18 protein-coding genes are annotated in these 26,191 nt (G+C 71.7%); 7 read left to right on the top strand and 11 right to left on the bottom strand.

Annotated features, from left to right (window positions below; translation table 11 throughout):
• Positions 1 to 160 precede the first annotated feature (160 nt).
• Together AB0917_RS04290 and AB0917_RS04285 are read left to right on the top strand one after the other, a co-directional pair.
• A complete protein-coding gene (locus AB0917_RS04290) occupies positions 161 to 1,324 on the top strand; it encodes a P1 family peptidase (protein WP_366817922.1) in 1,164 nt (387 codons plus the stop codon).
• Positions 1,325 to 1,739: 415 nt separating this feature from the next.
• A complete protein-coding gene (locus tag AB0917_RS04285) occupies positions 1,740 to 2,486 on the top strand; it encodes a DUF6227 family protein (RefSeq protein WP_366817921.1) in 747 nt (248 codons plus the stop codon).
• A gap of 148 nt (positions 2,487 to 2,634) precedes the next feature.
• Here the strand turns inward: AB0917_RS04285 and AB0917_RS04280 are convergent, their stop codons facing one another.
• Positions 2,635 to 4,158 (bottom strand): MFS transporter, encoded by a 1,524-nt coding sequence (locus AB0917_RS04280; protein WP_366817920.1) that lies wholly within the window; start codon positions 4,156 to 4,158, stop codon positions 2,635 to 2,637.
• A 62-nt stretch (positions 4,159 to 4,220) separates the two neighbouring features.
• Between AB0917_RS04280 and AB0917_RS04275 the strand changes: the two genes are divergently transcribed.
• The gene (locus AB0917_RS04275; RefSeq protein ID WP_366817919.1) at positions 4,221 to 5,333 is read left to right on the top strand and encodes a transcriptional regulator; all 1,113 of its coding nucleotides are present in this window, start codon (positions 4,221 to 4,223) and stop codon (positions 5,331 to 5,333) included.
• Between the two features lie 164 nt (positions 5,334 to 5,497).
• Here AB0917_RS04275 and AB0917_RS04270 read toward each other — a convergent pair whose 3' ends face one another.
• Positions 5,498 to 6,499, bottom strand: a complete 1,002-nt coding sequence (locus tag AB0917_RS04270) for a sigma-70 family RNA polymerase sigma factor (protein WP_366817918.1) — start codon at positions 6,497 to 6,499, stop codon at positions 5,498 to 5,500.
• A gap of 677 nt (positions 6,500 to 7,176) precedes the next feature.
• Between AB0917_RS04270 and AB0917_RS04265 the strand changes: the two genes are divergently transcribed.
• Positions 7,177 to 8,292 carry a questin oxidase family protein gene (locus tag AB0917_RS04265; RefSeq protein WP_366817917.1) on the top strand — a complete coding sequence of 372 codons (1,116 nt, stop codon included), beginning with the start codon at positions 7,177 to 7,179 and terminating at the stop codon, positions 8,290 to 8,292.
• 52 nt (positions 8,293 to 8,344) lie between these two features.
• Here the strand turns inward: AB0917_RS04265 and AB0917_RS04260 are convergent, their stop codons facing one another.
• Positions 8,345 to 9,127, bottom strand: coding sequence for a class III extradiol ring-cleavage dioxygenase (locus tag AB0917_RS04260; RefSeq protein ID WP_366817916.1), 783 nt, complete (start codon positions 9,125 to 9,127; stop codon positions 8,345 to 8,347).
• A 171-nt stretch (positions 9,128 to 9,298) separates the two neighbouring features.
• On the opposite strand from AB0917_RS04260, the gene AB0917_RS04255 reads away from it, so the two are divergent.
• Positions 9,299 to 9,811 (top strand): MarR family transcriptional regulator, encoded by a 513-nt coding sequence (locus AB0917_RS04255; RefSeq protein ID WP_366817915.1) that lies wholly within the window; start codon positions 9,299 to 9,301, stop codon positions 9,809 to 9,811.
• A 188-nt stretch (positions 9,812 to 9,999) separates the two neighbouring features.
• Here AB0917_RS04255 and AB0917_RS04250 read toward each other — a convergent pair whose 3' ends face one another.
• Positions 10,000 to 11,580: an MFS transporter gene (locus tag AB0917_RS04250; protein ID WP_366817914.1), complete on the bottom strand. Its 1,581-nt coding sequence runs from the start codon at positions 11,578 to 11,580 to the stop codon at positions 10,000 to 10,002.
• Between the two features lie 242 nt (positions 11,581 to 11,822).
• A complete protein-coding gene (locus tag AB0917_RS04245; protein WP_366817913.1) occupies positions 11,823 to 12,488 on the bottom strand; it encodes a helix-turn-helix domain-containing protein in 666 nt (221 codons plus the stop codon).
• Positions 12,489 to 12,874: 386 nt separating this feature from the next.
• Between AB0917_RS04245 and AB0917_RS04240 the strand changes: the two genes are divergently transcribed.
• Positions 12,875 to 14,152, top strand: a complete 1,278-nt coding sequence (locus AB0917_RS04240) for a M6 family metalloprotease domain-containing protein (RefSeq protein WP_366817912.1) — start codon at positions 12,875 to 12,877, stop codon at positions 14,150 to 14,152.
• Positions 14,153 to 14,273: 121 nt separating this feature from the next.
• Here AB0917_RS04240 and AB0917_RS04235 read toward each other — a convergent pair whose 3' ends face one another.
• The gene (locus tag AB0917_RS04235; RefSeq protein WP_366817911.1) at positions 14,274 to 15,509 is read right to left on the bottom strand and encodes an AMP-binding protein; all 1,236 of its coding nucleotides are present in this window, start codon (positions 15,507 to 15,509) and stop codon (positions 14,274 to 14,276) included.
• A gap of 589 nt (positions 15,510 to 16,098) precedes the next feature.
• On the opposite strand from AB0917_RS04235, the gene AB0917_RS04230 reads away from it, so the two are divergent.
• Positions 16,099 to 17,112, top strand: coding sequence for a LacI family DNA-binding transcriptional regulator (locus AB0917_RS04230; RefSeq protein ID WP_366817910.1), 1,014 nt, complete (start codon positions 16,099 to 16,101; stop codon positions 17,110 to 17,112).
• 15 nt (positions 17,113 to 17,127) lie between these two features.
• Here AB0917_RS04230 and AB0917_RS04225 read toward each other — a convergent pair whose 3' ends face one another.
• The 5 genes from AB0917_RS04225 to AB0917_RS04205 all read right to left on the bottom strand — a co-directional run bounded on the left by AB0917_RS04225 (position 17,128) and on the right by AB0917_RS04205 (position 26,184).
• Positions 17,128 to 19,467 (bottom strand): glycoside hydrolase N-terminal domain-containing protein, encoded by a 2,340-nt coding sequence (locus tag AB0917_RS04225; protein ID WP_366817909.1) that lies wholly within the window; start codon positions 19,465 to 19,467, stop codon positions 17,128 to 17,130.
• Complete coding sequence (locus AB0917_RS04220; protein ID WP_366817908.1) at positions 19,464 to 21,476, bottom strand: beta-galactosidase; 2,013 nt, start codon at positions 21,474 to 21,476, stop codon at positions 19,464 to 19,466. Before AB0917_RS04220 ends, AB0917_RS04225 begins: the two co-directional genes overlap by 4 nt.
• An 89-nt stretch (positions 21,477 to 21,565) precedes the next feature.
• On the bottom strand, positions 21,566 to 23,806 hold the full coding sequence (locus tag AB0917_RS04215) for a 1,4-beta-glucanase (RefSeq protein WP_366817930.1): 2,241 nt from the start codon (positions 23,804 to 23,806) through the stop codon (positions 21,566 to 21,568).
• Positions 23,807 to 24,127: 321 nt separating this feature from the next.
• Positions 24,128 to 25,057: a carbohydrate ABC transporter permease gene (locus tag AB0917_RS04210; RefSeq protein ID WP_366817907.1), complete on the bottom strand. Its 930-nt coding sequence runs from the start codon at positions 25,055 to 25,057 to the stop codon at positions 24,128 to 24,130.
• A complete protein-coding gene (locus AB0917_RS04205; RefSeq protein ID WP_366817906.1) occupies positions 25,054 to 26,184 on the bottom strand; it encodes an ABC transporter permease subunit in 1,131 nt (376 codons plus the stop codon). Before AB0917_RS04205 ends, AB0917_RS04210 begins: the two co-directional genes overlap by 4 nt.
• Positions 26,185 to 26,191: the final 7 nt, after the last annotated feature.

Genomic DNA, 26,191 nt, shown 5'->3' with positions numbered 1-26,191 from the left:
GGCGGGGGGGGGCGGCCCCCCGAGGGGTGGGGGCAAGGGGCAACTGGCAATGAGCAAGGGGTGACCACAGGGGACACGTTCAGGGGCCGCCGGTACGTTCGGAGCATATGTACATGACGAGCCTGCGCCTGCTCGCGGGCGCCGACCCGAGGAGCACACCATGACCGTCGAGGACCCGCAGCTCCCGCCGCTGGACGCGCTGACCGATGTGGCCGGGGTCCGGGTCGGGCACGCGCAGGTGGCCGGGGCGGGGGCGTTGAGCGGTACGACCGTGGTCCTGGCGCCGGAAGGCGGGGCGGTGGCCGCCGTCGACGTGCGGGGCGGCGGGCCGGGCACCCGGGAGACGGACGCGCTGGACCCGCGCAATCTGGTGCAGCGGGTGGACGCGGTCGTCCTCACGGGCGGCAGCGCGTACGGCCTCGACGCCGCGTCCGGCGTGATGGCCTGGCTGGAGGAGCGGGGGCGGGGCGTCCGGGTGGGCACGGACCCCGCCCAGGTGGTCCCGGTGGTTCCGGCGGCGGCCCTCTTCGACCTCGGGCGGGGCGGCGACTGGCGGGCCCGTCCCGACGCGTCGACCGGGCGGGCCGCGGTGGAGGCGGCAGCCGCCTCCGCCCCGGGGGCGCCGGTCGCCGAGGGGAACGTCGGCGCGGGTACGGGCGCGGTGGCCGGGCAGCTCAAGGGCGGTATCGGCACGGCGAGCGTGCGGCTCGCCTCCGGGGTCACCGTCGCCGCCCTGGTCGCGGTGAACGCGGCGGGTTCGGTGCTCGACCCCCGTACCGGGGTGCTGTTCGGGGAGTACGGGGCCGGGGAGCCGCCCGCGCACCCGGCGGCCGGGACCCATGCGGCGGCGGTACGGCGGCTGGCGCGGGAGCGGGAGGCGGTGGAGGAGGCCGGGGGCGGGGTCCCGCCGTTCAACACCACGATCGCGGTCGTCGCGACGGACGCGGTGCTCGTCAGGGCCCAGGCGCAGAAGCTGGCGGGCACCGCGCACGACGGCATGGCCCGTGCGGTGCGCCCGGTCCACCTGCTGACCGACGGGGACACCGTGTTCGCGCTGGCCACGGGGCGGGTGCGGGTGGAGTCGGAGAACCCGGCGGTGGTCAACGAGATCCTCGCGGCGGGCGCCGACGTGCTGGCTCGCGCGATCGTGAAGGCGGTGCGCGCGGCCCGGAGCGTCCAGGGGCCGGGCGGTACGTTCCTCGCCTACGGCGACCTGTACGGGGAGGGGGCGGAAGCCGACGCGCACGGAGAGGCGCCGGGAGCCGGCCTGCATGGGGAAGCGCTGGGAGCTGACCCGCATGGGGAGGGAGGCGCCGGGAGCTGACCTGCCCGGGGACGGAGGCGCCCGGGAGCTGACCTGCCCGGGGCGTGAGGCCGGGCGGCGGCCCGTACGGTTCGGGCTGCACGAGGCGGGCGGGGCGGCCCGTCCGGAGAGAGTTCGGGCGGCGGAGTCCAGGCGGGGAAGGCTGGGCGTAGGACGGCAAGGCTGGGCATCGGACGGGGAGGCCGGGCATAGGGCCGACGGGGGCGCGCGGCGTGGGTGTAGGGGGCGCGCGGGCTCCCGACTCGCAACGGCGGCAAGGGGGTTCGCCCCCCAACCGCCCGAAATGCGCCGGGAACAGCCGGGGAACTTTCCGCGAGCGCCCTACGTTTTTACGAACCCCGGTCACGATGTCAGACCCAGGGACTACGTTAAGCACGCATCAAGTAACACGCGGCGACGGCCTGGAGACAGCACCTTGAGCGATCCGTACGAGACAACCGAGCAGCACCTCGACCGACTCCTGCGACGCGCCCTCAACTCTTTCGACCTCCCCGACAGCACGGTCGACCTGCTCGGTTCGGCACTGGCGCACAGCAGTTCACTGCACTCGTCGCACCACAGCCCCGTCCTGCACCGGGAGACCTACCGCCACACCTATCTCCTCACCGACGGTTCCGACCTGACGCTGTGGGAGCTGGTGCACAGCGGCGGCCGGGACGATCGAGCCCCCCGTCGGCACGAGCTCTACGCCGACGAGGGTGACGCCCATATCGCCGCGGCCCGGCTCGCCGGAAGCTTCTCGGACACCTCGGCCTTCGGCGACGAGGCAGGCCGGGGCGACCTGGAGATCCTGACGGTTCTGATGTCCGCTCCCCCGGCCCCGGCGCCCCGGATGTACGCCTCCGACAATTCGGCGGACCACGCCCGCCGGGTCCTGCGCCGCGCGGAGAACAGCGACCGGCCGGACGAGAAGAAGGCGCGGTTGCTCCGGTCCGCCTTCGCCCACCACATCACCCAGGTCTTCGGGCGCCAGTGCCAGGTGGACGGCCAGGAGGCCGGGTTCACGCTCTACGAGCACGCCTTCCTGCTGCTGGACGGCAGCGAGACGAGCCTGTGGGAGGTCGAGCACACGGCGACCCCCGACGGCCGCCACATGTGCGAGGTGTACGAGGACGAGCACACCGCCCGAGCGGCGATGGAGAGCCGCATCGGGATCTGCTGACCTCGCCCCCGCGCCGGGACGCGGGGGCAGCGCTCGCCCACCCCTACGCGGGGGACGCGGGGACGGCGCCGCACGTACGGATGCCCGCCCACCCCCACCGGGGTGAACGGGCATCCGTACGAGCCGAGGGGCCGCGGGGCGCTCGGCCTCAGCCGTTGAGCGCCGGCTCCTTGGTGAGCGGGTCCTCGCCCGCCGCCTCGCCTTCGACGTGCGCCTTCGGCCGGGGCGGCAGCGCGAACATCAGCAGGAAGATCACCACGAGCACTCCGGCCACCCACCACAGAGACTGCTGGAACGCGTCCACGAAGGCCGGGCCGATCTCCTGCGGTGCCAGCCGGTCGCCGATCGCGCCGAAGAAGACCACCGACACCAGCCCGAGGCCGAGCGCGGTACCCATCTGCTGCACGGTGTTGATCAGCCCGGACGCCGAGCCGGCGTGCTCCTTGGGGACCTCGGACAGGACCGCGTCGGTCAGCGGGGCCACGATCAGGCCCATCCCGACGCCCATGACGACCAGCGGAATCGCCATCTGCCAGGAGGTGATGGCCATGCCGTAGTGCTCGGCCTCCCAGAGGTAGATCAACAGCCCGGCGACCATCAGGAGCGCGCCCGCCTGGAGGACCTTGCGGCCGAAGCGGGGCACCAGCTTCTGTACGGAGATCCCGGCGGCCACCGAGACGGCGACGGAGAACGGGATGCCCGTCGTACCGGCCCGCAGCACGCTCCAGCCCAGGCCCATCTGCATGTACAGGGTCCAGACCAGGAAGAAGATGCCGAGGCCGACGCCGAAGGTGAGCTGCACGGCGATGCCCGCGGCGAAGCTCTTGACCCGGAACAGCGACAGCTCGATCAGCGGCGATCCGTCGATGATCGCCTTCTGTCGCTGGTGCCACACGAGGAGGGCGAAGACGAACAGGCTGCCCACCATCGAGAAGTGGCCCCAGAGCGGCCAGTCCAGCTCGTGCCCGCGGGTGAGCGGGTAGATGAGCATCAGCATGGCGAGGGTGACCAGTCCGACGCCCATCAGGTCCAGCCGCATGGCCTTGGGGGCCTTGGACTCGGTGATGAACTTCGCGCCGAGGATCAGACCGGCTATCCCCACGGGCAGGTTGATGAGGAAGATCGGCCGCCATTCGAGGCCGAAGAGGTTCCACTCGGTGAGCAGCGCGCCCAGCAGCGGGCCGGAGACCGCGCCGAGGCCGACGATCGCGCCGAAGAGGCCGAAGACCTTGCCGCGCTCGTGCGCCGGGAAGGTAGCGTGCACGATCGAGAGCACCTGGGGCACCATCAGTGCCGCTGTGGCGCCCTGAAGGATGCGGGCGGCGACCAGAATCTCCGGATTGGGTGCCAGGCCGCAGAGGGCCGAGGCGACCGTGAACCCGGCGATGCCGACGAGGAAGAGCCGCTTGCGCCCGTAGATGTCGCCGAGCCGGCCCCCTGTGATCAGTCCAGCCGCGAACGCGAGCGCGTACCCGGCGGTGATCCACTGGATCGCGGAGACGGAGGCGCCGATGTCCCGGGTGATGCTCGGGATCGCGATGTTGACGATCGTGACGTCGACCAGGTCCATGAAGGCCGCGGTCATCACGATGGCGAGAGCGAACCAGCGGCGCCGGTCGGCAGGTACGGGCTGAGGCGGTGCCGTGTTCGGCAGCGCTGCGGAAGAAGACATGAGAAGAAGATATGCATCCAATAGGCCTGATCGTGACCTGTTGGGGACGCATCCTGGATTCCATGACCGACACTCCGGCACGACTGCTGAAACTGCTGTCGCTCCTCCAGACACCGCGCGAGTGGCCGGGCGGTGAGCTGGCCGAACGGCTCGACGTCAGCCCGCGCACGGTCCGCCGCGACATCGACCGGCTGCGCGAACTGGGCTATCCGGTCGAGGCCTCGCGCGGTTCGCTGGGCGGCTACCGCCTGGTCGCGGGGGCCGCCATGCCGCCGCTCGTGCTGGACGACGAGGAGGCGGTCGCCATCGCGGTGGGGCTGCGGGCCGGGGCCGGACACGCCATCGAGGGCGTGGACGAAGCCTCCGTACGGGCGCTGGCGAAGCTGGAACAGGTGCTGCCCTCACGGTTGCGGCACCGGGTCTCGGCGCTGCAGAACGCCACGGTTCCGCTGACCCGGGGCGACGGGGCCACCATCGATCCGCAGACCCTGACGACCCTGGCCTCGGCGGCCACCGCGCAGGAGCGGCTGAGGTTCTCGTACCGCAGCGGTGACGGTACGGAGACGAAGCGGCAGGTGGAGCCGTACCGGCTGGTGAGCACGGGGCGGCGCTGGTACCTGGTGGCGTACGACCTGGTGCGGGAGGACTGGCGGACGTTCCGGGTGGACCGGGTCTCCGAACCGTTCGCGACGGGCGCCCGGTTCGCGCCCCGGCCGCTGCCCGGGGAGGGCGGTGGGGACGGGCAGGGCGGTGGAGGTGCCGGGGACGGGAAGGGCGGCAGGGCGGGGGACGCGGCGCGCTACTTCGCCCGCTCGATGGCGGGCCTTCAGCCGGAGCTACGGCTCGATGTGCGGTTCGCGGCACCGGCGGAGTTCGTGGTGGCGCGGCTGCCGCCGACGCTCGGGGTGCCGGAGCCGGACGGGGAGAACGGCTGCCGGCTGCGGTCCTCGTCCACGGACTCGATGGAGTGGGTGGCGCTGCGGCTGGCGCTGGTGGACTGCGAGTTCACCGTGCAGGGGCCGCCGCAGCTGGTGGCGCACCTGGAGAGGCTGGGCGCCCGGCTGACCCGCGCCGCCTCGTCCGGACCCGGGTCCGGACCCGGACTCGGGCGCGGAGCACGCAGGCCGACGCCGACATCCACGCCGACACCGACGTCACAGGAATCTGCGCCGTAGGAGCCAAGCCGGCCGGCCTGACATGGGTGAGCCCCGGCGCCGGGGGGGGGTGGGCGCCGGGACTCAGTTCCGGGGACCGGTCGGAAAACCGGTCGGGTGACCGGCACGATCCGGTCGGTGAGCCGGTGCGAACCGGCTTGATGGGGAGATTACGGGTTATCGGCTCACGCCGCAGCGTCAAAGCCCGTGTCGTGAGCCATTCGCTTCAATTCGAGTAGTGCGTGCTTCTCTATCTGGCGGATCCGCTCCCGGGTCAGGCCGTGCTGCTTGCCCACTTCGGTCAGCGTCCGCTCACGCCCGTCCTCGATTCCGTACCTCATCTTGATGATGGAGGCGGTCCTGTTGTCGAGCTTGCCGATCAGGTCATCCAGCTCCTCGCTGCGCAGGAGCGTCATCACCGACTGCTCGGGCGAGACGGCGGAGGTGTCCTCCAGCAGGTCGCCGAACTGGGTGTCACCGTTGTCGTCGACCGGCATGTTGAGGCTGACCGGGTCGCGGGCCCAGTCCAGGACGTTGCCCACGCGCTCGGCGTTGGAGTCGAGCTCGGCGGCGATCTCCTCGTGCTCGGGATCGCGTCCGTTCTCCCGGTTGAACTCGCGCTGGACCCGGCGGATCCGGCCGAGCTCCTCCACCAGGTGGACGGGGAGCCGGATCGTGCGGGACTGGTCGGCTATGGACCGGGTGATGGCCTGCCGGATCCACCACGTCGCGTACGTGGAGAACTTGAAGCCCTTGGCGTAGTCGAACTTCTCGACCGCGCGCACCAGGCCCGCGTTGCCCTCCTGGATCAGGTCGAGCAGGGGCAGTCCCGCGCGCGGGTAGCGGCGGGCCACGGCGACGACGAGACGGAGGTTGGAACGGATGAATATGTCCTTGGCGCGCTCGCCCTCGGCGACCAGCGCCTCCAGCTCTTCACGCGTCGCGCCGCGGGCATCGCTCTCCACCTCTCCGTCGAGGATCTGCTGGGCGTAGACGCCCGCCTCGATGGACTGGGAGAGGTCTACTTCCTTGGCGGCGTCGAGCAGCGGTGTACGAGCGATCTCGTCGAGGTACATGCCGACCAGGTCGCGATCGGCGATTTCCCCGCCCACGGCGCGAACACTGCTTGCCCGGTCGGTCCCACCGGAGGTGGTGGACGAACGACGGGCGACGGCACGGGTTGCCATGCGTGCTCCCTTGCTGAGTAGGTCGCGACACCTTTTCGGGTGCCCTGCATCCGATGGAAACAACGACTGGAATCCGGACAGAATTCCCAAGCCGCCCATTCATTTTCGCGATCATGCAGTACCCTGTCCGGCGCCGACCGCCGGAAACCCGGCGTGGGTACCCGCGTAAGCGCAGGTCAGACCCGTTACGAAGGGCGTCGGCAGCCCTGGCGGGGAGCCGACGACTCCGTTTCGGTGAGGGCTCGCTCACACGGGGCCACTCCCATGGGCCCACTCCCCCGTCCATAGGCCACCCCCCATGGGCCACACCGCCCACGGTCCACGGTCCGCTCGCGAACGTTCCTCACCACGACAAACGTCTGCCGCAGGTCCGAACGTTCCACGCCGCCGATCTCGCGTGTACCCCGGAAGACGACCCGTATCGCCTCGGGGTTGCCCGCGCCCCTCGGGACCTCGGAGCCGCCCGTGTCGCCTCGGGTTGCCCGGACCGCCTGAGGGTTGATGCCCGTAGCGCCCGGGTGTGTCGCCCGTACCGCCCCGGGGGTTGTCGCCTGTGCCGCCCCGGGGGGGCAGGGCCCAGGGCTCGGGCCCTAGGTCCGCAGGAGGAGGTCTCGGCCCCGGTGGACCGGGACCTCAGCCCGATCCGCCCGGCCGCCCGCGCCCCTACCGTGAGGCCCATGACGGACACCCAGCGCGGCCACGCGGACACGTCCGGGACTCTCGACGAGGCCCTGGAACGTATCCACCTGTCGGGGCCCGAGCGTGACGGCCGGCTCAGCAATCACGCGCCGATGGCGGTCGAGGCCCTGGTGCGGCGCGGGCAGGCACCGGCCGCGCACCGCTGGCTGGACCGGTACCGCGCCAAGCTGGAGGACATGCCCGGCTCCGTCGAACCGGTGACCGGTCAGAACTGGCACGAGGCCCTCGGTGACATCCGTCGCGTCGCCGACTGGACGCTGTTCTTCGAGCGGGAGACCGCCGACCGCCCCTGGCGTACCGTCCTCGCCGCGTGGTGGCCCCGCCTCCTGCCCGGCATCGCGGGCGGCGCCACGCACGGGGTGATCCGGGTCGGCCACTCCGTGCGCACGCTGCTGGAGGGCGAGGAGACCGCCCCGCGCGTACGGGAGTTCGCCCACGCCCTCGGTTACTGGGCCGCCCGGTACGCGCCCCTGCCCGCCCTGGAACGCCTCACCGCGCCCCCCGGCGCGGCGGCCGCCCTGGACCAGGTGCCGCTCATCGCCGAGCAGGACGGCGACCTGCCGAGCCGGCTGGGCAGGCTCACCGGGTTCCCCGACTGGCCCGGACGCCGGCCCGAGGGGCCGGAGGCCGCCCGCGCCGCGCTCGGGGAGCTGGTACGGGCCGCCACCCACCGTTACGCGACCCACGGCCACGCCTCACCGATCATGCTGGTCCACTCCGCGACCGCGCCCAACGCGGTCCTGCGCACCCTGCCCGCGCTCCCCGACGCCCTGTGGGCGCCGAGCATGCACGCGGCCTGGGCGGCGAGCGCCGCGGTGACCTCCGCGTACGCGCCCCGCGAGGGGCTGCCGGTCGCGGGGCACGGCACGGCCGCCCAGGGCACAGAGAACACAGAGACCGCAGAGCACACCCAGGGCGCACAGGACCCACAGCACTCACAGGGTGCACAGGACCCACAAGATGTGTTCGCTCGGGCCGCGGCTCACGGCGACGACCACACGATCAAGTTCACCGACACGGCACTGGACGTGGGTGACGAGTCCGCACTCGTCGCCGCTGGGCGCGCGATCGAGCTGAACACGCCGGTCTGGTGAAGCGCCCTCAGCCGAACCCGCCGGCCGAAGGCACCAGCGCGCCCGAACGACCTCAGCCGAACTGCACCGAGCGCTTGGCCAGCCCCATCCAGAAGCCGTCGATGACGCTCCGCCCGCGGTCCAGCTCCTCCTCGGCGGCGCCCAGCGTCACGAACAGCGGGGCGAAGTGCTCGGTGCGCGGGTGGGCCAGTCTTCCGGCGGGGGACGTGTGCTCGAAGTCGAGCAGGGCATCGATGTCCTGGTCCCGCAGCGCGCGGTCGCCCCAGTCGTCGAACTCCGCCGACCAGCCGGGGACCCCGCCGCCCGGGTGCCGCAGGGCGGCCAGGTTATGAGTGAAGAAGCCACTGCCCACGATCAGCACGCCCTCGTCGCGCAGCGGAGCGAGCTTGCGTCCGACGGCCATCAGCTTCTGCGGGTCGAGCGTCGGCATGGAGATCTGGAGTACGGGGATGTCGGCGTCCGGGAACATCTCCACCAGCGGTACGTAGGCCCCGTGGTCCAGCCCTCGGTCCGGGACGTCCTGGACCGGCGTACCGGCACCGCGCAGCAGCTTGCGGACGCTGTCGGCCAGCTGCGGTGCGCCGGGGGCGCCGTACCGCACCGTGTAGTAGTGCTCGGGAAATCCCCAGAAGTCGTAGACCAGTGGGGCCGGCTCGACGGCGCCGAGCGCGAGCGGCGCCTCCTCCCAGTGGGCGGAGACCATCAGGATCGCGCGGGGGCGGGGCAGCTCGGCGGACCATGCGGCGAGCTGGCCGGGCCAGACCGGGTCGTCGGCGAGCGGCGGGGCGCCGTGCGAGAGGTAGAGGGCGGGCATGCGCTCCGCGGTGACAGTCATGGCACTCCCCATCCACTGGTTGCACTGGACACTGATCATGGGTCCCTGAGCCCGGGGAGATGTTTCTCCAGGGGTCCTGCGGAATCCCAGCGGCAGGTTCTTGAACCTTCAAGTTCCTACCTTCGGAAACCTTAGCCCTATCTAGTTAAACTTTCAAGAAAAGGTCGTACAGTGGAGTACATGACCACGGCATCCACCGGCGTGACACGCTGGCTCACCGACGAGGAGCAGCGCGTCTGGCGCGCCTACCTGCATGCCACGACGCTGCTGGAGGATCACCTCGACCGCCAGTTGCAGCGGGACGCGGGCATGCCCCACATCTATTACGGACTGCTCGTCCAGCTCTCCCAGGCCCCCCGGCGCCGGATGCGGATGACCGAGCTCGCCAGGAACGTGAAGATCACCCGCTCCCGGCTCTCGCACGCCATCGCCCGGCTGGAGAAGAACGGCTGGGTGCGGCGCGAGGAGTGCCCCTCCGACAAGCGCGGTCAGAACGCGGTCCTCACCGACGAGGGCAACGCGATGCTCGGCCGGTCGGCGCCGGGCCACGTCGACGCCGTACGGCAGGCGCTGTTCGACCGGCTCACGCCCGAGCAGGTGCGCAGCCTCGGCGACATCATGGGGGTGCTCGCCTGCGGGCTCGAACCGGAGGACAGGGACGCGGATCTGCCCTGGCTCCGCTGACCGCACGTACGCGGACGCACGTCTGCCCCGGCTCCGCCGAGCGGCGGAACCAGGGCAGACCTGAGGAGCGGTGACGTCAGGGCGTACGTACGTCAGGACGTCAGGACGTCAGGACGTCATCGGGCCATGACGCGTCAGCGGGTCACGGCACGTCGGTGGACGGTGACACGCCAGTGGGCGATGACACCTCAGTGGGCGACGACCGGGATGCGGAACTCGTCCTCCGCGCCCTCGGCGTCCCCGCCCGAGGCGCCACCCGTCCCGCCGGGGCCCGTCCCCGGGCGGCCGGTGTTGATCAGGACGACCGCGATGGCGGAGGCGACGACGAGGATGCCGACCGCCCACCAGATCGCGCTGGCGAAGCCGCTGACCATGGCCTGGAGCTCCAGGAGCTTCGGGTCCGTGGCGCGGGCCGCGTTGTCGGCGATGTACGCGGTGGTGGCGCCCGCGGCGATGGTGTTCAGCAGGGCGGTGCCAATGGCGCCGCCGACCTGCTGCGAGGTGTTGACCATCGCGGAGGCGACCCCCGCGTCACGCGGCTCGATGCCGTGCGTGGCCAGGGACATGGCCGGCATGAACGCCGTACCCATACCGAGGCCGAGCAGCAGCATGCCGGGCAGGATGACGGCTGTGTAGCTGGTGTTCAGGTCCAGCTGGGTCAGGAGCAGCATGCCGACGGCGGCGACCAGGAAGCCGGGGCCCATCAGCAGCCGCGGCGGGACCCGGGTCATGAGCCGGGTCCCGATCTGGGTGGAGCCGGTGATCATGCCCGCGATCATCGGGAGGAAGGCGAAGCCGGTCCTGACCGGGGAGTAGCCCTTCACGATCTGCAGGTAGTAGGTCAGGAAGAGGAACAGCCCGAACATCGCGATGACGGCGAGCCCCAGCGAGAGGTAGACCCCGCCGCGGTTGCGATCGGTCAGTACGCGCAGCGGCAGCAGCGGCGACTTCACGCGCGACTCGGTCACGACGAAGGCCAGCAGCAGCGCGGCGGCGGCGATGAACATGGTGATGGTCAGCCCGTCCGACCAGCCGGCCGACTCGGCGCGGGTGAAGCCGTAGACCAGGGCGACCAGGCCGAGCGTGGAGAGCACGACGCCGGGGATGTCGAGCGGCGAGCGGTTACGGGCTCCGGAGGGCTCGCGGATGACGAAGTACGCGCCCGCGGCGGCGATCACGGCGAACGGGATGTTGACGAAGAACGTCCAGCGCCAGTTCAGGTACTCGGTGAGGAAGCCGCCGAGGATCAGCCCGACCGCGCCACCGCCACCGGCGATCGCCCCGTAGATGCCGAAGGCCTTGGCGCGCTCCTTGGCGTCGGTGAACATCACGGCGAGCAGCGAGAGGGCCGCCGGGGCGAGCAGGGCGCCGAAGACACCTTGCAGGGCCCGGGAGCCGAACATCATCGCCTCGTTCTGGGCGGCTCCGCCGAGCGCGGAGGCCAGCGCGAAGCCGACCAGCCCGACGACGAAGGTGCGCTTGCGCCCCCAGAGGTCGGCGATCCGGCCACCGAAGAGGAGCAGACCACCGAAGGCGAGCGCGTAGGCCGTGATGACCCACTGCTTGTTGCCCTCGGATATGCCGAGGTCGGTCTGGGCGGAGGGCAGGGCGATGTTCACGATGGTCGCGTCGAGGACGACCATCAGCTGGGCGAGCGCGATGAAGGCCAGCGCTTTCCAGCGACTGGGGTCGGGAATCCGGGAGCCGGACGCTGGGGACAGCCGGGAGCCGGCCGTTGCGGACGACGGGGTGTCAGCCGTTTTTGACATGGGAGTAGCCACCTAGGGACATGCGAGGGCGCCGAGGACGTCGCGAGGAGAGTCGCCGGTACGTGCTGGCGTACGCGTGATGGAGTACGTAAGTGTGTGAACGTAAAAGGGCGTCGGTTCCACAGGAACGTCGGTCCTACAGGGGCGTCGGTTCTACAGGGGCGTCGGTTCTACAGGTTGTCGGCCATGCCGTTGGTCGTGCCGTTGGTCATGGCGTTGGCCATAAGGAGTCGGGGCGGGCGTCATCGGTCGCGGCGCCTCAGGTTCTCCAGGGTCGCCGCCGACCCGGGCAGTACGGAGCGGGCCGGGGCTTCCAGCCCGTCCAGGAACAGTTGCAGATGGCGGTGGGTGAAGCGGTCGATGTCCAGGCAGGCGATGCCGGGCAGCGGCCGGGTGAGCTGGGAGAGGGCGACGAGTACGTCCCCGACGGCGATGTCGGTACGCAGCCGCCCTGCGGACATGGCGCGCGACACGAGTCCTTCTACGGCCTCTTCGAGGCGGTCGCGCTCGGCGAGCAGGTCGGGATGGTCCCTGTCGAAGACGCCGGAGAGCATCGGGCACAGGGCGCCGATCCGTTCGTCGGCGGCCGCGTGCACGAAGCGGCTCAGCGCGGCGAACGGGTCGGCCTCCGCGGCGACGGCCTCTTCGGCCCTCAGGGTGGTGCGGGAGGTGACCGCGAGCACGACCTCATGGGTCAGGGCGGCGCGGTCGGGGAAGTTCCGGTAGAGCGTGGCGTTGCCGACGCCCGCCCGCCGTGCGACGTCGTCGAGCGGCACGTCCGGCCCGAACTCGACGAACAGCTCACGTGCGGCCGTCACGATCCGCTCGCGGTTGCGCAGCGCGTCGGCCCTCGGTCGGGGCGTACGGCGCTGGGCTGCCGGGGCGGTGGTGTCGGCTGCGGTCTCCACGGCTGCGGACCCTCCCTCTCTGTATCGGAGCCCGGCCAGGCTCCGGCCGGACGATGCGCACGCAGTACGTGGTGACCTGCGCGGTGCGTAGCGATGTGCGCGACGTGTAGCTAAGCGCACGATGTGTAGATGCGCGCACGATGTGTAGCTGGGTGATCCCCACCCGTAACTGGGGACCTGATCCCCGTTTCAGGGGGACATCGATGCAAACGGGGAGGGGCTCCCCGCTTATTTCCGCCTCGTCACGTGACCTGAGTCACATCGCCTGACGGCGAAAACCCTCCGATCGGCGCACCCCAGCGAGCGCTCCCCGACCGCCCGGCACAGGCTGATCGCCAGAGCGCAGTCAGGGCCGGCCGGCTGCCGCGGACCCCGAAGGCGCCTCTATGCAGCAGCCCCGCCACCGGATACGCAGTCACCACCGCCCCCTCGCCCTGGCCGGAGCGACCGCCCTGGTCATAGCCGCCATGGCGTCGGCGAGCACCACGCTCCCCGGGGCCGGAAGGGCCACCCCGGGCCCGGCGGCCACCACCAAGGACTCCGCGCTCGCCCCCTGCCGTATCTCGGCGGCCATGGGCGTCCAGATGTCGGAGGGCATGCCGACCCCGCCCGGCTACGCCCGCTCCACCGGGGAGGTCAGGGCGCTCAACCTGATGATCGACTTCCCGGACGCGGAGGGCACGGACCCGGCGGCGGACCGGTTCGCGGAGTTCTTCCCGCAGACCTCCGACTGGTTCACGACCAGCTCCTACGGCCGGCTCGACTACCGCCCCGAGGCCCCCGTCAAGGAGTGGCTGCGGATGCCGCTGCCGTTCGCGGAGTACGGGGTGGAGCGCGGCTCCCCCTTCGAACCGGGCTACCGGCAGCTGGTCGAGGACCTCGTGGAGATCGCCGATCCGAAAGTGGACTTCTCGGCGTACGACCTGGTCAACGTCCTGGTCACCCCGAACGCCGGCCCCTCCGCCCTGGACACCGTGCTCTCGGTGACCTTCTCCGGCAACAGCGACGCCCCGCACGCGGACGGCGTACCGCTGGCCAACACGTCCTTCGTCTACAGCCGCCAGGACGACGGCTCGGGCTCGTACGCACAGACGGGCTACCGCGTCCTGCCGCACGAGAACGGCCATGTCTTCGGCCTGCCCGACCTCTACACGATGGAGGGCGGCGGCTCGGTGGGGCACTGGGACATCATGTCCGAGGACTGGGGCGCCAACAACGACTTCCTGGGCTGGCACAAGTGGAAGCTCGGCTGGCTCGACAACGAGCAGATCAGCTGCGCCTCCCTGCCCGGCATCAGCGAGCACACGATCGGCCCGCTGGCCACCGCGGGCGGCACCAAGCTCGCCTTCGTCCCGCTGAGCGCCCAGTCCGGCTACGCCGTGGAGGTCCGTACGGCGGCGGGCAACGACGAGGCGGTCTGCCGCCCCGGCGTGCTGATCTACAAGGTCAGCTCCGACGTGGACACCGGCCAGGGCCCGGTCTCCGTCGCCGACGCCACCCAGGACAGCGGCGGCTGCACCCGGCGCCCCAACGTGCACGCGGAGCTGTCGGACGCGCCGTTCCGACCGGGCCAGACGTTCACGGACCGGGCCAACGGCATACGGATATCGGTGCTGGGCGAGGACGAGGAGGGGAACTACCGGGTACGGGTCACCCGCCCGTGAGCCCGCCCGTCTTCCCGGTCCGGGGCCGCCCCGGCCTCCCCGGTCCGGGGCCGCCCCGGCCTCTCCGTGCCGGGCCGCGCCGCTTCTTCCGTGTCGGGCCGCCCCGCTTCTTCCGTGTGGGCTACCCCAGTCTCTCCGTGTCGGGCCGCCCCGTCTCCCCGGTCCGGGCTACGACCGTGATCCGCCCCTCGTGCTCCACAGCGAGGTCGCCCGTACGGAACCAGCCGCCGCTGAACGCCTCGGCGGTCGCGGCCGCGTCACGCCAGTAGCCGTGGAAGAGCGACTGCCCGCGCAGCCACAGCTCGCCCGTCTCGCCGGCGGGCAGCGGGTCGCCCGAAGGCCCTGCGATACGGAACTCGGTGACGGGGGTGGGGCCGAGGTCGTACGCCATGCGCTCCGCGTCCCCCGTACCGCTCCCCGCGCCCTCGGTATCGTCGCCCTCCCCCTCCCTCTCCCCCGCCGCGTCCGTCAGGACCAGCGTGCCGCCCGCCGCCATCGCGCCGTAGAAGTCGGCGAACGCGGCGCGGTGGGAGAACGGGAGCGTGACCGGGGTCTCCGGGGCAGGGCCCATCCCCGGGATGCCCCCTCCCGCCAGCGCGGAGGCGGCGGCCCGGTAGCGGGCGTCGAGCGCGGCCCCGGCCTGGGCGAGGTGGGTGGCCACCGCACCCCGGGGCCGGCCGGAGGGTCCGGAGGGTCCGGAGGGTCCGGAGGCGTAGAGGATCGTGGCGTCGTCCTCGGGCCGGGGCTCCACGTCGGGCGGCGCGGCCAGCGGATCGGGCGCGGGGAAGTCCTCGTACCGCTCGACGCTTACGCCGTCCGGGAGTTGGCCCTCGCCGCCGAAGAGGACCACACGCACCCCGGCCCGCCGGGCCCACCCCGCGACCCTCCCCAGCCGCTCCTCGTCGACGAGCAGCACCCCGGGCTCGCAGTCGTCGAGTACGGGACGGAGCGCGCCCTCGGTCCACCGGGCGTCGAGCGGTACGGCGATGAGCCCGGCCAACTGGGCGGCCCAGAAGGCGATCTGCCACTCCGGGAGGTTCGGCATCGCGACGACCGCCCGGTCGCCGGGGCGGAGCCCGTACCGCTCGCACAGCCGGACGGCCAGGGCGGACGCGGCGGCGAAGAACTCCCCGTACGTGCAACGGCGTTCACCAGCGACCACGAAGGTGGAGTCGCCGTAGGCCCAGGTGGTCTCGACGAACTCCCGCAGCGTGCGCGGCCCGTCGGCGTACTCCAGCGTCCCCCGCTCCCCCCGGACCACGGCGAAGGGCGCACCGGGGGCGGTGAGGAGGGCGTCGGCGCGCTCGGCGCGCTCGGGGTCCGGTTGCCCGGTCGGGGGCGGGGCGGTGTACGGCACGGGCGGCCTCTCTCGCGCTGGCTCGGCAGGGGCGGACGCTACGCGGGCGGGGCCCGCGGGCCGCCCGGCGAGGGGCCGGGGGGGGCGGGGAGCCCTCCAGCGTGTAGTGCCCGGAAGGATACGGGCCGTGGGTCAGCCGGCCACCGACGGGCGGTGGACGGCGGACGGCGGCGGCAGACGGCAACGGGCAGCGGCGGGCAGCGGAAGGCGGCAGACGGCAACGGGCAGCGGCGGGTGGCGGCGGGTGGCGGACGGCAACGGGCAGCGGAAGGCGGCGATCCGCTCGGCGAGGTCCGCGTAGCCGCGTAGCCGCGCAGCCGCCCAGCCGCGCACCCCCGGAACGGGCGCGCCAGGCCCCGCCCCCTCCCGGAGCTGCTGACCAGCGAGCGGCCCGGCGGATGCGGAACGCCGCCCCGGATGCGTACGGTCCTGGGGGCACGCCCTGTTTCCGCCCTTGGCGGGCCGGGTTATCGAAGCGCTTCGATTACTTGGTCTGGACAGGGAGCCGTAGGGCGGATTACTGTTCTGACAACCTGAGGTCAACGTGCAGAGTGCGCTGTCGAAGCGCTTCCCCATCTTGGAGATCCCGATGGTCACCCTTGCCGACGTGGCGCAGCATGCCGGAGTTTCCGCCAGCACGGTCAGCTACGTCCTCAGCGGCAAGCGAACCATCTCCGAGGTCACCAAGCGCCGGGTGGAACGCAGCATCCTGGAGCTCGGCTACCACCCCAACGCGGGGGCCCGAGCACTGGCGAGCAACAGGTCCAACATCATCGCGCTGATGATGCCGTTGCGCACGGACATGTACGTCCCGGTGATGATGGAGATCGCCATCGCCGTCGCCACCAACGCCCGGGAACACGGCTTCGACGTCCTGATGCTCACTGGCGAGGAGGGGCCCGCCGCCGTGCGCCGGGTGGTCGCCAGCGGCCTCGTCGACGCCATCATCCTGATGGATGTGGAACTGGACGACGCCCGGCTCCCCGTGCTGCGCGAGAGCGGCCGGCCCGCGGTGCTCATCGGCCTGCCCTCCCAGACCACCGGTTTCACCTGCGTCGATCTGGACTTCACCGAGGCCGGCGCCCTGTGTGTGGAGCATCTGGCCGAGCTGGGGCACCGGGAGATCGCCGTGATCGGTGAGGCTCCGGCCGTGTACGAGCGGAAGGCCGGCTTCGCGGAGCGCACGATCGACGGTCTGCGCGCCCGTGCACACGGGCTCGGGCTGCGTGTGCTGCACCGGCCGTGCGAGGGCACGTACGCCTCGATGGCGAGCGCCGTCGGGCAGATCTTCACCGAACGCCCCGACGTCACGGGCTTCGTCGTGCACAACGAGCAGGCGGTGGAGCCGCTGCTCAGCCTGTTGCGCCAGGACAGGCGGGCGGTGCCCGAGGACATCTCGGTCGTCGCCGTCTGCCCGGAGCAGGTCGCCCTCCAGGGCTCGGTCCGGCTGACCTCCGTCACCATCCCCGCACGCGAGATGGCCCGTCATGCCGTCGATCACCTCATCGCCAAGGTCGAGGGACAGGCCGACGACGAGGTCGTCCTCCTCAAGCCGGAGCTCGTCGTCCGCGCGAGCAGCGGGCCGGCGCCCGTCAACGGCTGACGGGTGCCGTGCGGGTCACGTGCTCCTGGGGACGGAGAGAACGTGCTGCTCGCCGGCGACGAGCGTCAGGGCGTAGTGGTCGCTCCCCGCGACCACGTCGATCGTGCGGTCGCTCGACGGCCACAGCAGGGCGGTGGCCCGCTCCCCGGACCACCGCAGGTCGAGCCGCGCCCCGAATCGCGTACGGATCCCGCTCAAGGTGCCTTCGGCACACTCCCGCGGCACCGAGGGCAGCAGCACCAGCCGGTCGGGGGACGACTGGACCAGGCACTCGATGAGCACGGCGGGCAGGGTGTGCGCGGCATCCGCGTTGTACACGTCCCGGCCCGGGTAGTGGGCGCTCATCAGTGAGTCGTGGAAGTAGTCGCCGTGCAGTACGTGGCGGAGCGCTCCGCCCGCAAGCTCCTGGTCACGCAGCCGGGCGGCGACCAGGGCGGTGTGCAGGCGGCCGTGCGCCGAATCGTTCTCCGTACCGCGCAGTTCGAGGGCGCGGTGGGCGGCCGCCGCCAGGGCCGGAGTGTCGTACGGGTTGATCTCGTCGAGCGGCCACACCGGGTAGAGGTGGCTGATGTGCCGGTGGTCGTACGTCTCCTCCAGCTCCTGACCGGCCCATTCGGCGAGTGCTCCGTCTTCGTTGATCCGGTAGGGGGGAAGCCGGTCGGCGAGGGCTCGCCACCGCGGGGCGCCGGGGTGGCCGGGGTGGCAGGTGGCGGCGGTGGTCAGGGCGTGCCGGGCTGCGGCGATGTCCATGGTGGCGTCGACGGTGCCCCAGCTCGCGTTGGCGGGCCGGTTCTCGGGCGAGTACGAGGGGACCACCGCCACGGGGGCGTCGGGGCCGCGGCTGACGAGGAAGTCCTCGTAGAACTGGGCGGCCTCGACCAGGGCGGCCGGAAGCCAGGGGTCGGGACGGCCGCTGGTGAGGACTTCGTCGACCAGGGGGTGGAGCAGCCAGTCGGCGCCCGCGGTCCACAGGTGCAGGGGGTAGGCGCGTTCGAAGTGACGGGTGTGACCGCTCTCCCCGTCGGTGTGCGACGGGGCGACGATGCCGCGGGCACCGAATATCGCGCGAGCGTTGTCGCGCCAGTCGGCCAGCTGGCCGCGTACCAGTTCCGCGTGGGCCCGGGACACCTCGGGCAACGCCCCGGCGGCGGCGGAGGACACCTGGAGGTTGAGGTTCGCGTTGGTGGTGAAGGCGCCGGACCAGGCGGTGTCCCAGTCGCCCGTCCAGAGGCCGGTGAGGCGGGGTGGCAGCATGCCGCTGGACGAGAGGAGATGGTAGCGGCCCGCCGCGAAGAGGCGTTCGAGGAGCGCCGGACTGTCCGGCCGGCGCAGCAGCGCGCTGCCCGGCAGCTCTCTCTCCGCCGGGTCCGCCGTCAGGATGAGTTCGGCGCGTAGGTAGGCGTCACGGTGGGCGGGAAGGTGACGGGCCAGGAGCCGTGAGTACACCGGGCCGGTGACATCCGGTGGGCCGGGAAGGACAGCCCCGGCAGCCCCGCCGAGGCCGCCCGGGTCCGCTTTGAGCAGTGCGCGCAGTGCGGCGGCGTGCGCGGCGCCGGGGTCGCTTTCGGCAGGGTGCCGCTCCACCCGGGTCAGCAGCAGGATCGCGGAGGCTCCGGTGATCCGCAGGCTGTCGCCGGCCGCGTCCGCCCGGCCGCCGGCGACGGCCACGAGGGTCGTTCCCGTGAAGGCTGTCCGCCCGTTCGCGTACTCGGTGCGCAGAGTCAGTACAGCCCTGGCGTCGTAGTGCCCGTCCTTCTCGCACACAGCCCCGCACACCGCCTCGCCCACGGCCTCGCCCACAGCACCGCCCACGGCCTCGCACACCACCGAGCGGGCGAAGCTCAGCCCGTCGGGCAGCCCGGCCAGGCGCTCGTCAAGGCTGACGTCGGCGCTCAGCCCACCCGGCCGGCCGGTCACCCGGTGAACGATCACGTCGTCGGTGCGTGAGACGAAGACATCGCTGCGCCAGCCGTCGTTCATCGCGCTCACGTGCCCGGTGGTGAAGTCCACCTGCCTGCGGTAGCCCGGCTCCTCTCCCGCCCCTCTGCGTCGTACGCGGACCTGGAAGGCGGGGTGGAAGGGCTGCACCCACAGGTGCGGGTACCGCGCGCCGAAGTCCTCCGGCGCCCTGGTGTCGCCTGCCAGGAGGGCGGCCCGGAGAGCGGGGAGTTCGGCGGCGAGAGCCGGCGGGCCGACCCCTTCGCTGCCGTTGGGGCGGACCAGGGTGTGGTGGTTGACGACGACGCGTTCGTCGGCCGGGTCGCCGAACACCATGGCACCGTGCCTGCCGTTGCCGCTGAGGAAGGCGTCCTCCCATCGCCGGGCGGGCTGGGGCTCCCACGTCCCGTGCCTCATGCCAGAACCTCCGGGGCTTCCAGGGCCTCAAGGGCCTCAAGGACCGCCACGCCGTGGCGCTCCAGGCGGACAGAGCCGTCCACCCGGTCGCCCGTGATCAGCTCCCGGTACCGGTCCTTGTCCGGCAGGGCGACGGTGATCGGCCCGGGAGCGTGGTTGAGCAGGAAGAGCACGTCACCTCGGCGGATCGCTTCGAGGCCGGGCGGCCGGTTCTCCAGGACGGGACGGGCGCCCGCCTCGTTCGCGACGGTGGCGAGCAGCTCGCTGAGGGCGGTCGGCTCGGGCAGCGTGGAGACGTACCAGGCACGTCCGTTACGCAGCACGGCGGGCATGCCGACCAGCTCACCGCTTCGATAGGTGGCGACGGTCTCGGCTGCCGACAGCTCCAGTTCCTCCGCCCAGAGGGTTCCCTCAAAGGTGTGGAGGCCGTCGCACGTCACCTTCTCGCCCGCCGGCAGCGGCCACCACTCGTGGACGAGGCGGATACCGAACAGATCACGCAGGCGTTCGTCCATGCCGCCGGGACGGATACGGTCGTCCTGGTCCGCGGCGCCGGTCATGAACCCGCACACGAGGGTGCCCCCACCGCGTACGTAGGCGACGAGGTTGTCGACAGCGGCGTCGGTCAGCAGGTACAGGTGCGGCACGACGACCAGGCGGTAGCGGCTCAGGTCGTGCTCAGGGTGGGCGAAATCGGTGGTGACACTCGCGTCCCACAGGGCCCGGTGCCAGGCTCGTACGACGGTGGGGTAGTGCACCTCCGAGGACGGGCGGCCTTCCTGTTCGTCGGCCCACCAGGAGTCCCAGTCGTGGAGGATCGCCACCTCCGAGGTGACGTGCGTGCCCGCGACGCGCTCTCCCCAGCGGGACAGTTCGGCACCGATCTGTTTGATCTCCTGGAAGGCCCGGCCGTGTTCACCCGCGTGCGAGACCATGGCCGAGTGGAACTTCTCCGCGCCCTGCCGCGACTGCCTCCACTGGAAGTGGCAGACGGCGTCCGCACCCCGGGCGACGGCCTGGAGGGACCAGAGCCGGCCGAGGCCACGCGGCTTGGGCACGTTGACGCCCCGGAAGTTCACCGCGCCCGTCGCCTGCTCCATCACCATCCACGGCCCACGCGCCTGCGAGCGGGTCATGTCCTGGATCATGGCCCCGTACTGGCCGGCATGCGGATCGGTGGGGTCCGGGTAGATGTCGACGGAGACCACGTCCTCCTCCTGGGCCCACTTCCACGCGTCCTGCCCGGTCCAGAACGGCATGAAGTTGGTGGTGACGGGGATGTGGGGCGTGTGCGCGGCGACGATGTCGCGCTCGGCGGTGTAGCACTCCAGGAGGGCGTCGGAGGTGAACCGCCGGAAATCGAGCGTGCAGGTGGGGTTGCGCAGGTACTGGGCCTTGCGCGGTGGGATGATCTGCTCCCACGTGTCGTAGCGCTGGCTCCAGAAGGCAGTCCCCCACGCCTCGTTCAGGGCGTCGATCGTGGCGTACCTGTGGCGCAGCCATCGCCGGAAGTGCCGTGCGGTCTCGTCGCACCAGCAGAAGGTGCAGAACTCGTTGTTGATGTGCCACATGCGCAGAGCCGGGTGGTCACCGTAACGCGCGGCGAGGTCCCTGGTGATGGCCGCCGCGTACGCCCGGTAGACGGGTGAGCTGGGGCAGAAGTGCTGTCGCGACCCGTACCAGACGACGGACCCGTCCTCACCGCGCGGCAGGGTCTCGGGGTGGAGGGAGCCCATCCACGGCGGCGGTGAGGCCGTGGGGGTGGCGAGGACGACTCCGATGCCGTGGTGGCCCAACAGGTCCATGAGCCGGTCCAGCCAGCCGAAGTGGCGTTCTCCCGGGCGGGGTTCGAGCTTCGCCCAGGAGAACACCCCGACGGTGACGGAGGTGACCCCGGCCTCCTTCATCAGCCGCACGTCGTCGAGCCACGTCTCCTCGGGCCACTGCTCCGGGTTGTAGTCACCACCCAGGAGGATGTGCGGACCGGTGGCGTCGTTGAGGGAAGGCATGCGGGGACTCGCTTCGTCACGGGGGGAGGAGGTTGTCGGCCGGGTCGGACGGGTCGGGTGAGTCGAACGGGCCAGGCAGTTCAGACAGTTCAGACAGGATCCGCGTACTGGATGCCCCGGCCGTTCGTGCCGAGGTAGACGCGGCCGTAAATGCGGGGATCACCGGTGATCGTCTCGCCGATCCACCCCCACTGGTGTGCGTCGTCGTTGACGCGGATCCAGGAGGCGCCCTCGTCGTCGGAGCGCAGGACTGCGGTGATCTCGTCGGTGGCGCCGACCTGGAAGATCGCCGGATGGTCCGCGCCGGCAGCGGCCTTGCCGAAGCCCAGGGTGTAGGAGGCCCAGCAGCTGAGGACCTTGGTGAAGGTGCGACCGCCGTCGACGGACCGGTACAGACCGTTCCACTTGGCGGAGAGCCAGAGGTGACCGCTCCGGTCGGGGGTGGCGGCCAGACGGAACTGGCTGTCGCCCGCCGGCAGACCGGTGGCGGCGGCGGTGAAGGTCCGTCCGGCGTCGTCCGACCGGAGAACGGTGCCGTTCACCGTGTCGTAGGCGTAGAAGCGGCGCGGGTCCACCGGGTCGGCGACCGGCGTGGCGCCCGGCGGGAAGGTGGGCACTTCCGCCCAGGTGGCGCCGTTGTCGGCCGAGCGGTGAGCGGCGTACGTGGAGCCGTCCCAGTGGACGAACGACCACAGCAGGACGCCGCCGTCCGCGCCGGTCGCGAGGGGGCCGGGGGCCGTTTCCGCGATGTCCGGCCGGCCTGCGAAGGGCTCCCAGGTTCTGCCGCCGTTGCCCGACCAGGCGCCGTTGCCGCTCGACGACCACCCCGCCCGTACGACGTAGGAGGGCTTCCGGGCCGCCATCGCCAGGCCGGTGGCCGAGCCGAAGACGGGGTTGGTGGCCATGCCTCGGGAGGGCGAGGCGGTGAGGGAGTCGTGGTACATGACGCCGATGTCGCCCAGGCCGCTGATCAGGTGCGCCGTGCCCTGCGGAGGGGAGATCAACTGCCGTACGGCGCTTTCCTCCAGGCCCCGGATCTCGGGGGCCCAGTGGACCAGGTCGCGCGTGCCGTAGAGGGTGGCGCCGGTGCCGTAGACGATGTGGCGGGAGTCGAAGGGGTCGATGGCGACCGTCTGGATCCACCAGCCGAACTTGGGCCGGGCCTCGCCCCACCGCAGGTAGGGCGTCTCGGAGACGTCCAGGACGGCCCGCTCCTTCAGGGACTCCCAGGCGCGTCCGCCGTCGGTGGAGCGGAAGACCGTGTCGACCTCCGCCCAGCGGTTGTTGGTCGTCACCACCAAGGTGCCCGGCCGCTGGGAGTCGACCGCGACGCCCCCGTACCCGAAGGTGTCGGGCGCCCCCTCGGAGGCGGTGCCGCCGGGCCGGACGGGGGTGATGTCGCTCCAGGCGCCGGTGAGGGTGTTCAGCGCGTGCACGCTGCCGTCGCTCTGGCCGTTGGGCCCGGGGGCGTCGGCGTAGGTGACGTAGAGCGTTCGGGTCCCGGTGTCGTACGCGGCCCGGATGGGTACGCGGGCCGCCACGCCTTCCGGCTGTCCGGGGACGGGCTCCCAGGTGGCGTCGGCACGGCGGCGGTACAGGGCGGATCCGCCGTCGCCCCATCCCGCGTACAGGGTCCGTCCCGCGGCGACGAGAAGGGTGATGCCCTGTCCGCCCTCCACCGGCTCGGGTCCGAACGTGGAGCGCGCCCACGTGGCGCCGCGGTCGGTGGACTTCCACAGCCCGTCGTGACGGGTGCCGAGCCACAGGGTGTCGCTGTCGGAAGGGTCGACGGCCAGCCGCTCCCCCGCGCCGCGCCCGTCCTCGTTGGCCCCGAGCTTCACCGGCAGATCGGTACGGGACCAGGTGGCTCCGCGGTCCTCCGAACGCAGTACGGCCCCGTTCTCCGACCAGCTCTGGGCGTACGTCCCCACGGCGAGGTAGAGGCGGTCGTGGTGGTGGGGGTCGACGGCCATGGCCTCGACGCCCAGCAGGTTCCAGTCGTCCCAGCCGAGGTGGTCGGTGAGGGGGACCCACGCACGCGTGCGGCTGTCCCAGCGGTAGGCGCCACCGATGTCGGTCCGGGCGTAGGCGAGCCCCTGCACCCGGGGGTGGAAGAGGACTCCGGTGACGAACCCCGTTCCGCCGATGACCGCGGTGCGCCAGCGGTGGCGCTGGGCGGCTGCCCCCGCCTTTCCGGAGGGCGCGGGTACGGGGCCGGGGGGCACGGGGGCGGCGACGGCGGCGGGCGCGGACAGCGCGGGCCAGGCCGTCAGGCCCGTGAGCACACCGGCGGTGAGAACCGTGCGTCGACCGGGCCGACGTTCGAGCATGGACATGACGTAACCCTCTCTTCGTGGGGCCGTTGCGATGCGGAGCGGGGGCGGTGCGGTTGCAGTGCGGGGCGGTACGGAGCAGGTGCGGTTGGGGTTGCGGTTGCGGTTGCGGTTGCGGTACGGAGCGGAACAGGTGCGGCGCAGGTGCGGGGCGGTACCAAGCAGGTGCAGGTGCAGGTGCGGTGCGGAGCGGGACCGCCGTGTCCGCCCGTCGTCAGGGGCGGACGGACACGGCGGCGAGGAGGGGGGCGAGGCGCGTCGACCCCATCGCCGTGCGACGGCGCCTCGGGGGCCGGGGCCCGGGGCGCCGTGGATGTGTCAGCCCTTGACCGCGCCCGTCAGCATGCCCTTCTTGAAGTGCCTCTGGACGAACGGCGACAGCACGGCCACCGGCAGCAGGGCGAGCACCATGACGGCCATCTGGATCGACAGGGGCGAGAGCTGGCCGGTGTTGATGGCCTGCGCCAGGCCCGTGGGGCGTTCCTGCTTGAGGACCAGCTGCATCATCACGTTCTGCAGCGGCATCATGTTCTGGTCGCTCAGGTAGATCGACGCGTTGAACCAGGCGCTCCAGTAGCCGACGGCGTAGAAGAGCGCGATCACGGCGAGTACCGCGCGGGACAGCGGCATGATGATCTTCCACAGGATGCGGAGGTCGCCCGCGCCGTCGATGCGGGCGCTGTCGAGGAGTTCGGGCGCGACGCTCATGAAGAAGGACCGCAGGACGAGGATGTTGAAGACGTTGACCGCGCTGGGCAGGATCAGGGACAGGTAGGTGTCGGTCAGGCCGAGCCCCTGGACCAGCAGGTAGGTGGGGATGAGACCCGCACCGAAGAACATGGTGGCCAGAAGCGTCACCAGCAGGGGCCGGTGCAGCAGCGATCCGCTGCGGGAGAGACCGTAGGCGCACAGGACGGACACCGTCATGCTGAGAAGCGTGCCGACGGTCGTGACCCCCACACTCACCAGGGCCGCCCGGGTGACCTGGCCTCCGCCGAGCAGTTCCTGGTAGGCGACGAAGGTGATCTCGCGCGGAACGACGACGAGCCCTCCGGCCTCCGTGATGGTCTTCACCGAGGACAGGCTGGTGACGATCACGATCCACAGGGGGAAGAGGATCGCCGCGCAGGCCAGTACGAGTACCGTGCCCTTCGCCGCGAGACCCGCCGGGCGCGGCTCCTCCTCCCACACCGGCCGCAGCCGGCCGCGGGAGCCCCCGCGGCGCGTGGAACCCCACACGGTGCTCATCGCTTGTACACCCCCTGCTCGCCCATCATGTGAGCGACCTTGTTGGCCGCCAGTACGAGACCGAGGCCGATGATTCCCTTGACGATTCCGACCGCCGCCGCGTAACTGAAGTCACCGAACTGGATGCCGACGTTCCAGACGTAGGTGTCGAGCACCTCCGCGGCGGTCGAGCCGACCGCGGTGCGCTGGAGGAGGATCTGCTCGAATCCGACGGTCAGGGCGTTGCCCACCTGGAGCACCAGCAGCAGGGCGACCACCGGACGCAGGGCCGGCAGCGTCACGTGCCACATCCGCCGCCACCGCGAGGCGCCGTCCATCGCCGCCGCCTCGTACAGGTCGGGGCTGACGGCGGAGAGCGCGGCGAGGAAGACGATGACGCCCCAGCCCGCGTCCTTCCAGACCATCTCGAAGGTGACCAGGAACTTGAACAGGCCGGGATCGGTCATCAGGTCGATGCCCTCGTACCCGTGCTCGCGCAAGGTCTGGGACAGCATGCCGGCGCCGCCGAACATCTGCTGGAAGATGGTGATGACCAGGACCCAGGAGAAGAAGTGGGGCAGGTAGAGCACCGCCTGCGCCACGGCGCGCACCCGGGGCCGGACGAAGCTGTTGATGAGGAGCGCGAGCAGGATCGGCACCGGGAAGAACAGGGTGAGCTGCACCAGGAAGATCGTCAGGGTGTTCCCCAGCGCCTGCCAGAAGAGGCGGTCCTCCACCATGCGGCCGAAGTGCTCGGCCCCCACCCACGGGCTTTCGCGGATGGCCTGCCAGGCGTCGCCGCCGAGGTAGGGGTCGTAGTCCTGGAAGGCCACCACGTTGCCGAGCAGCGGCACGTAGTTGAAGACCAGGACGAGCAGGACCGCGGGCAGCGTCATCAGGATCAGCGTGCGATCACGACGCAGCCGGATCCTCCAGGGGACGCCTTCGGAGGCGCGGGAGGGGGCGCTGGCCCGCCGCGCCGAATCCGCACCCGAATCCGTACTCGGATCTGTGCCTGTGTCCGTGTCCGTGCCCCTGCCCCTGTCCGTGTCCTCGGGCGGGCCGTCCTCCGGCGGGCCGTCCTCGGCCGGGCCCTTCTTGCTGTCGCCACCGGCGCGTTCGGGACCTGCCACCTTGCTCTGCGGCACGTTCTTT

It is taken from the genome of Streptomyces sp. NPDC007346 (genome assembly GCF_040703535.1).
Taxonomy (GTDB): Bacteria; Actinomycetota; Actinomycetes; order Streptomycetales; family Streptomycetaceae; genus Streptomyces.
Note: the sequence above shows the minus strand (reverse complement) of the source record. Positions and strands in the feature narration are given on the sequence as shown.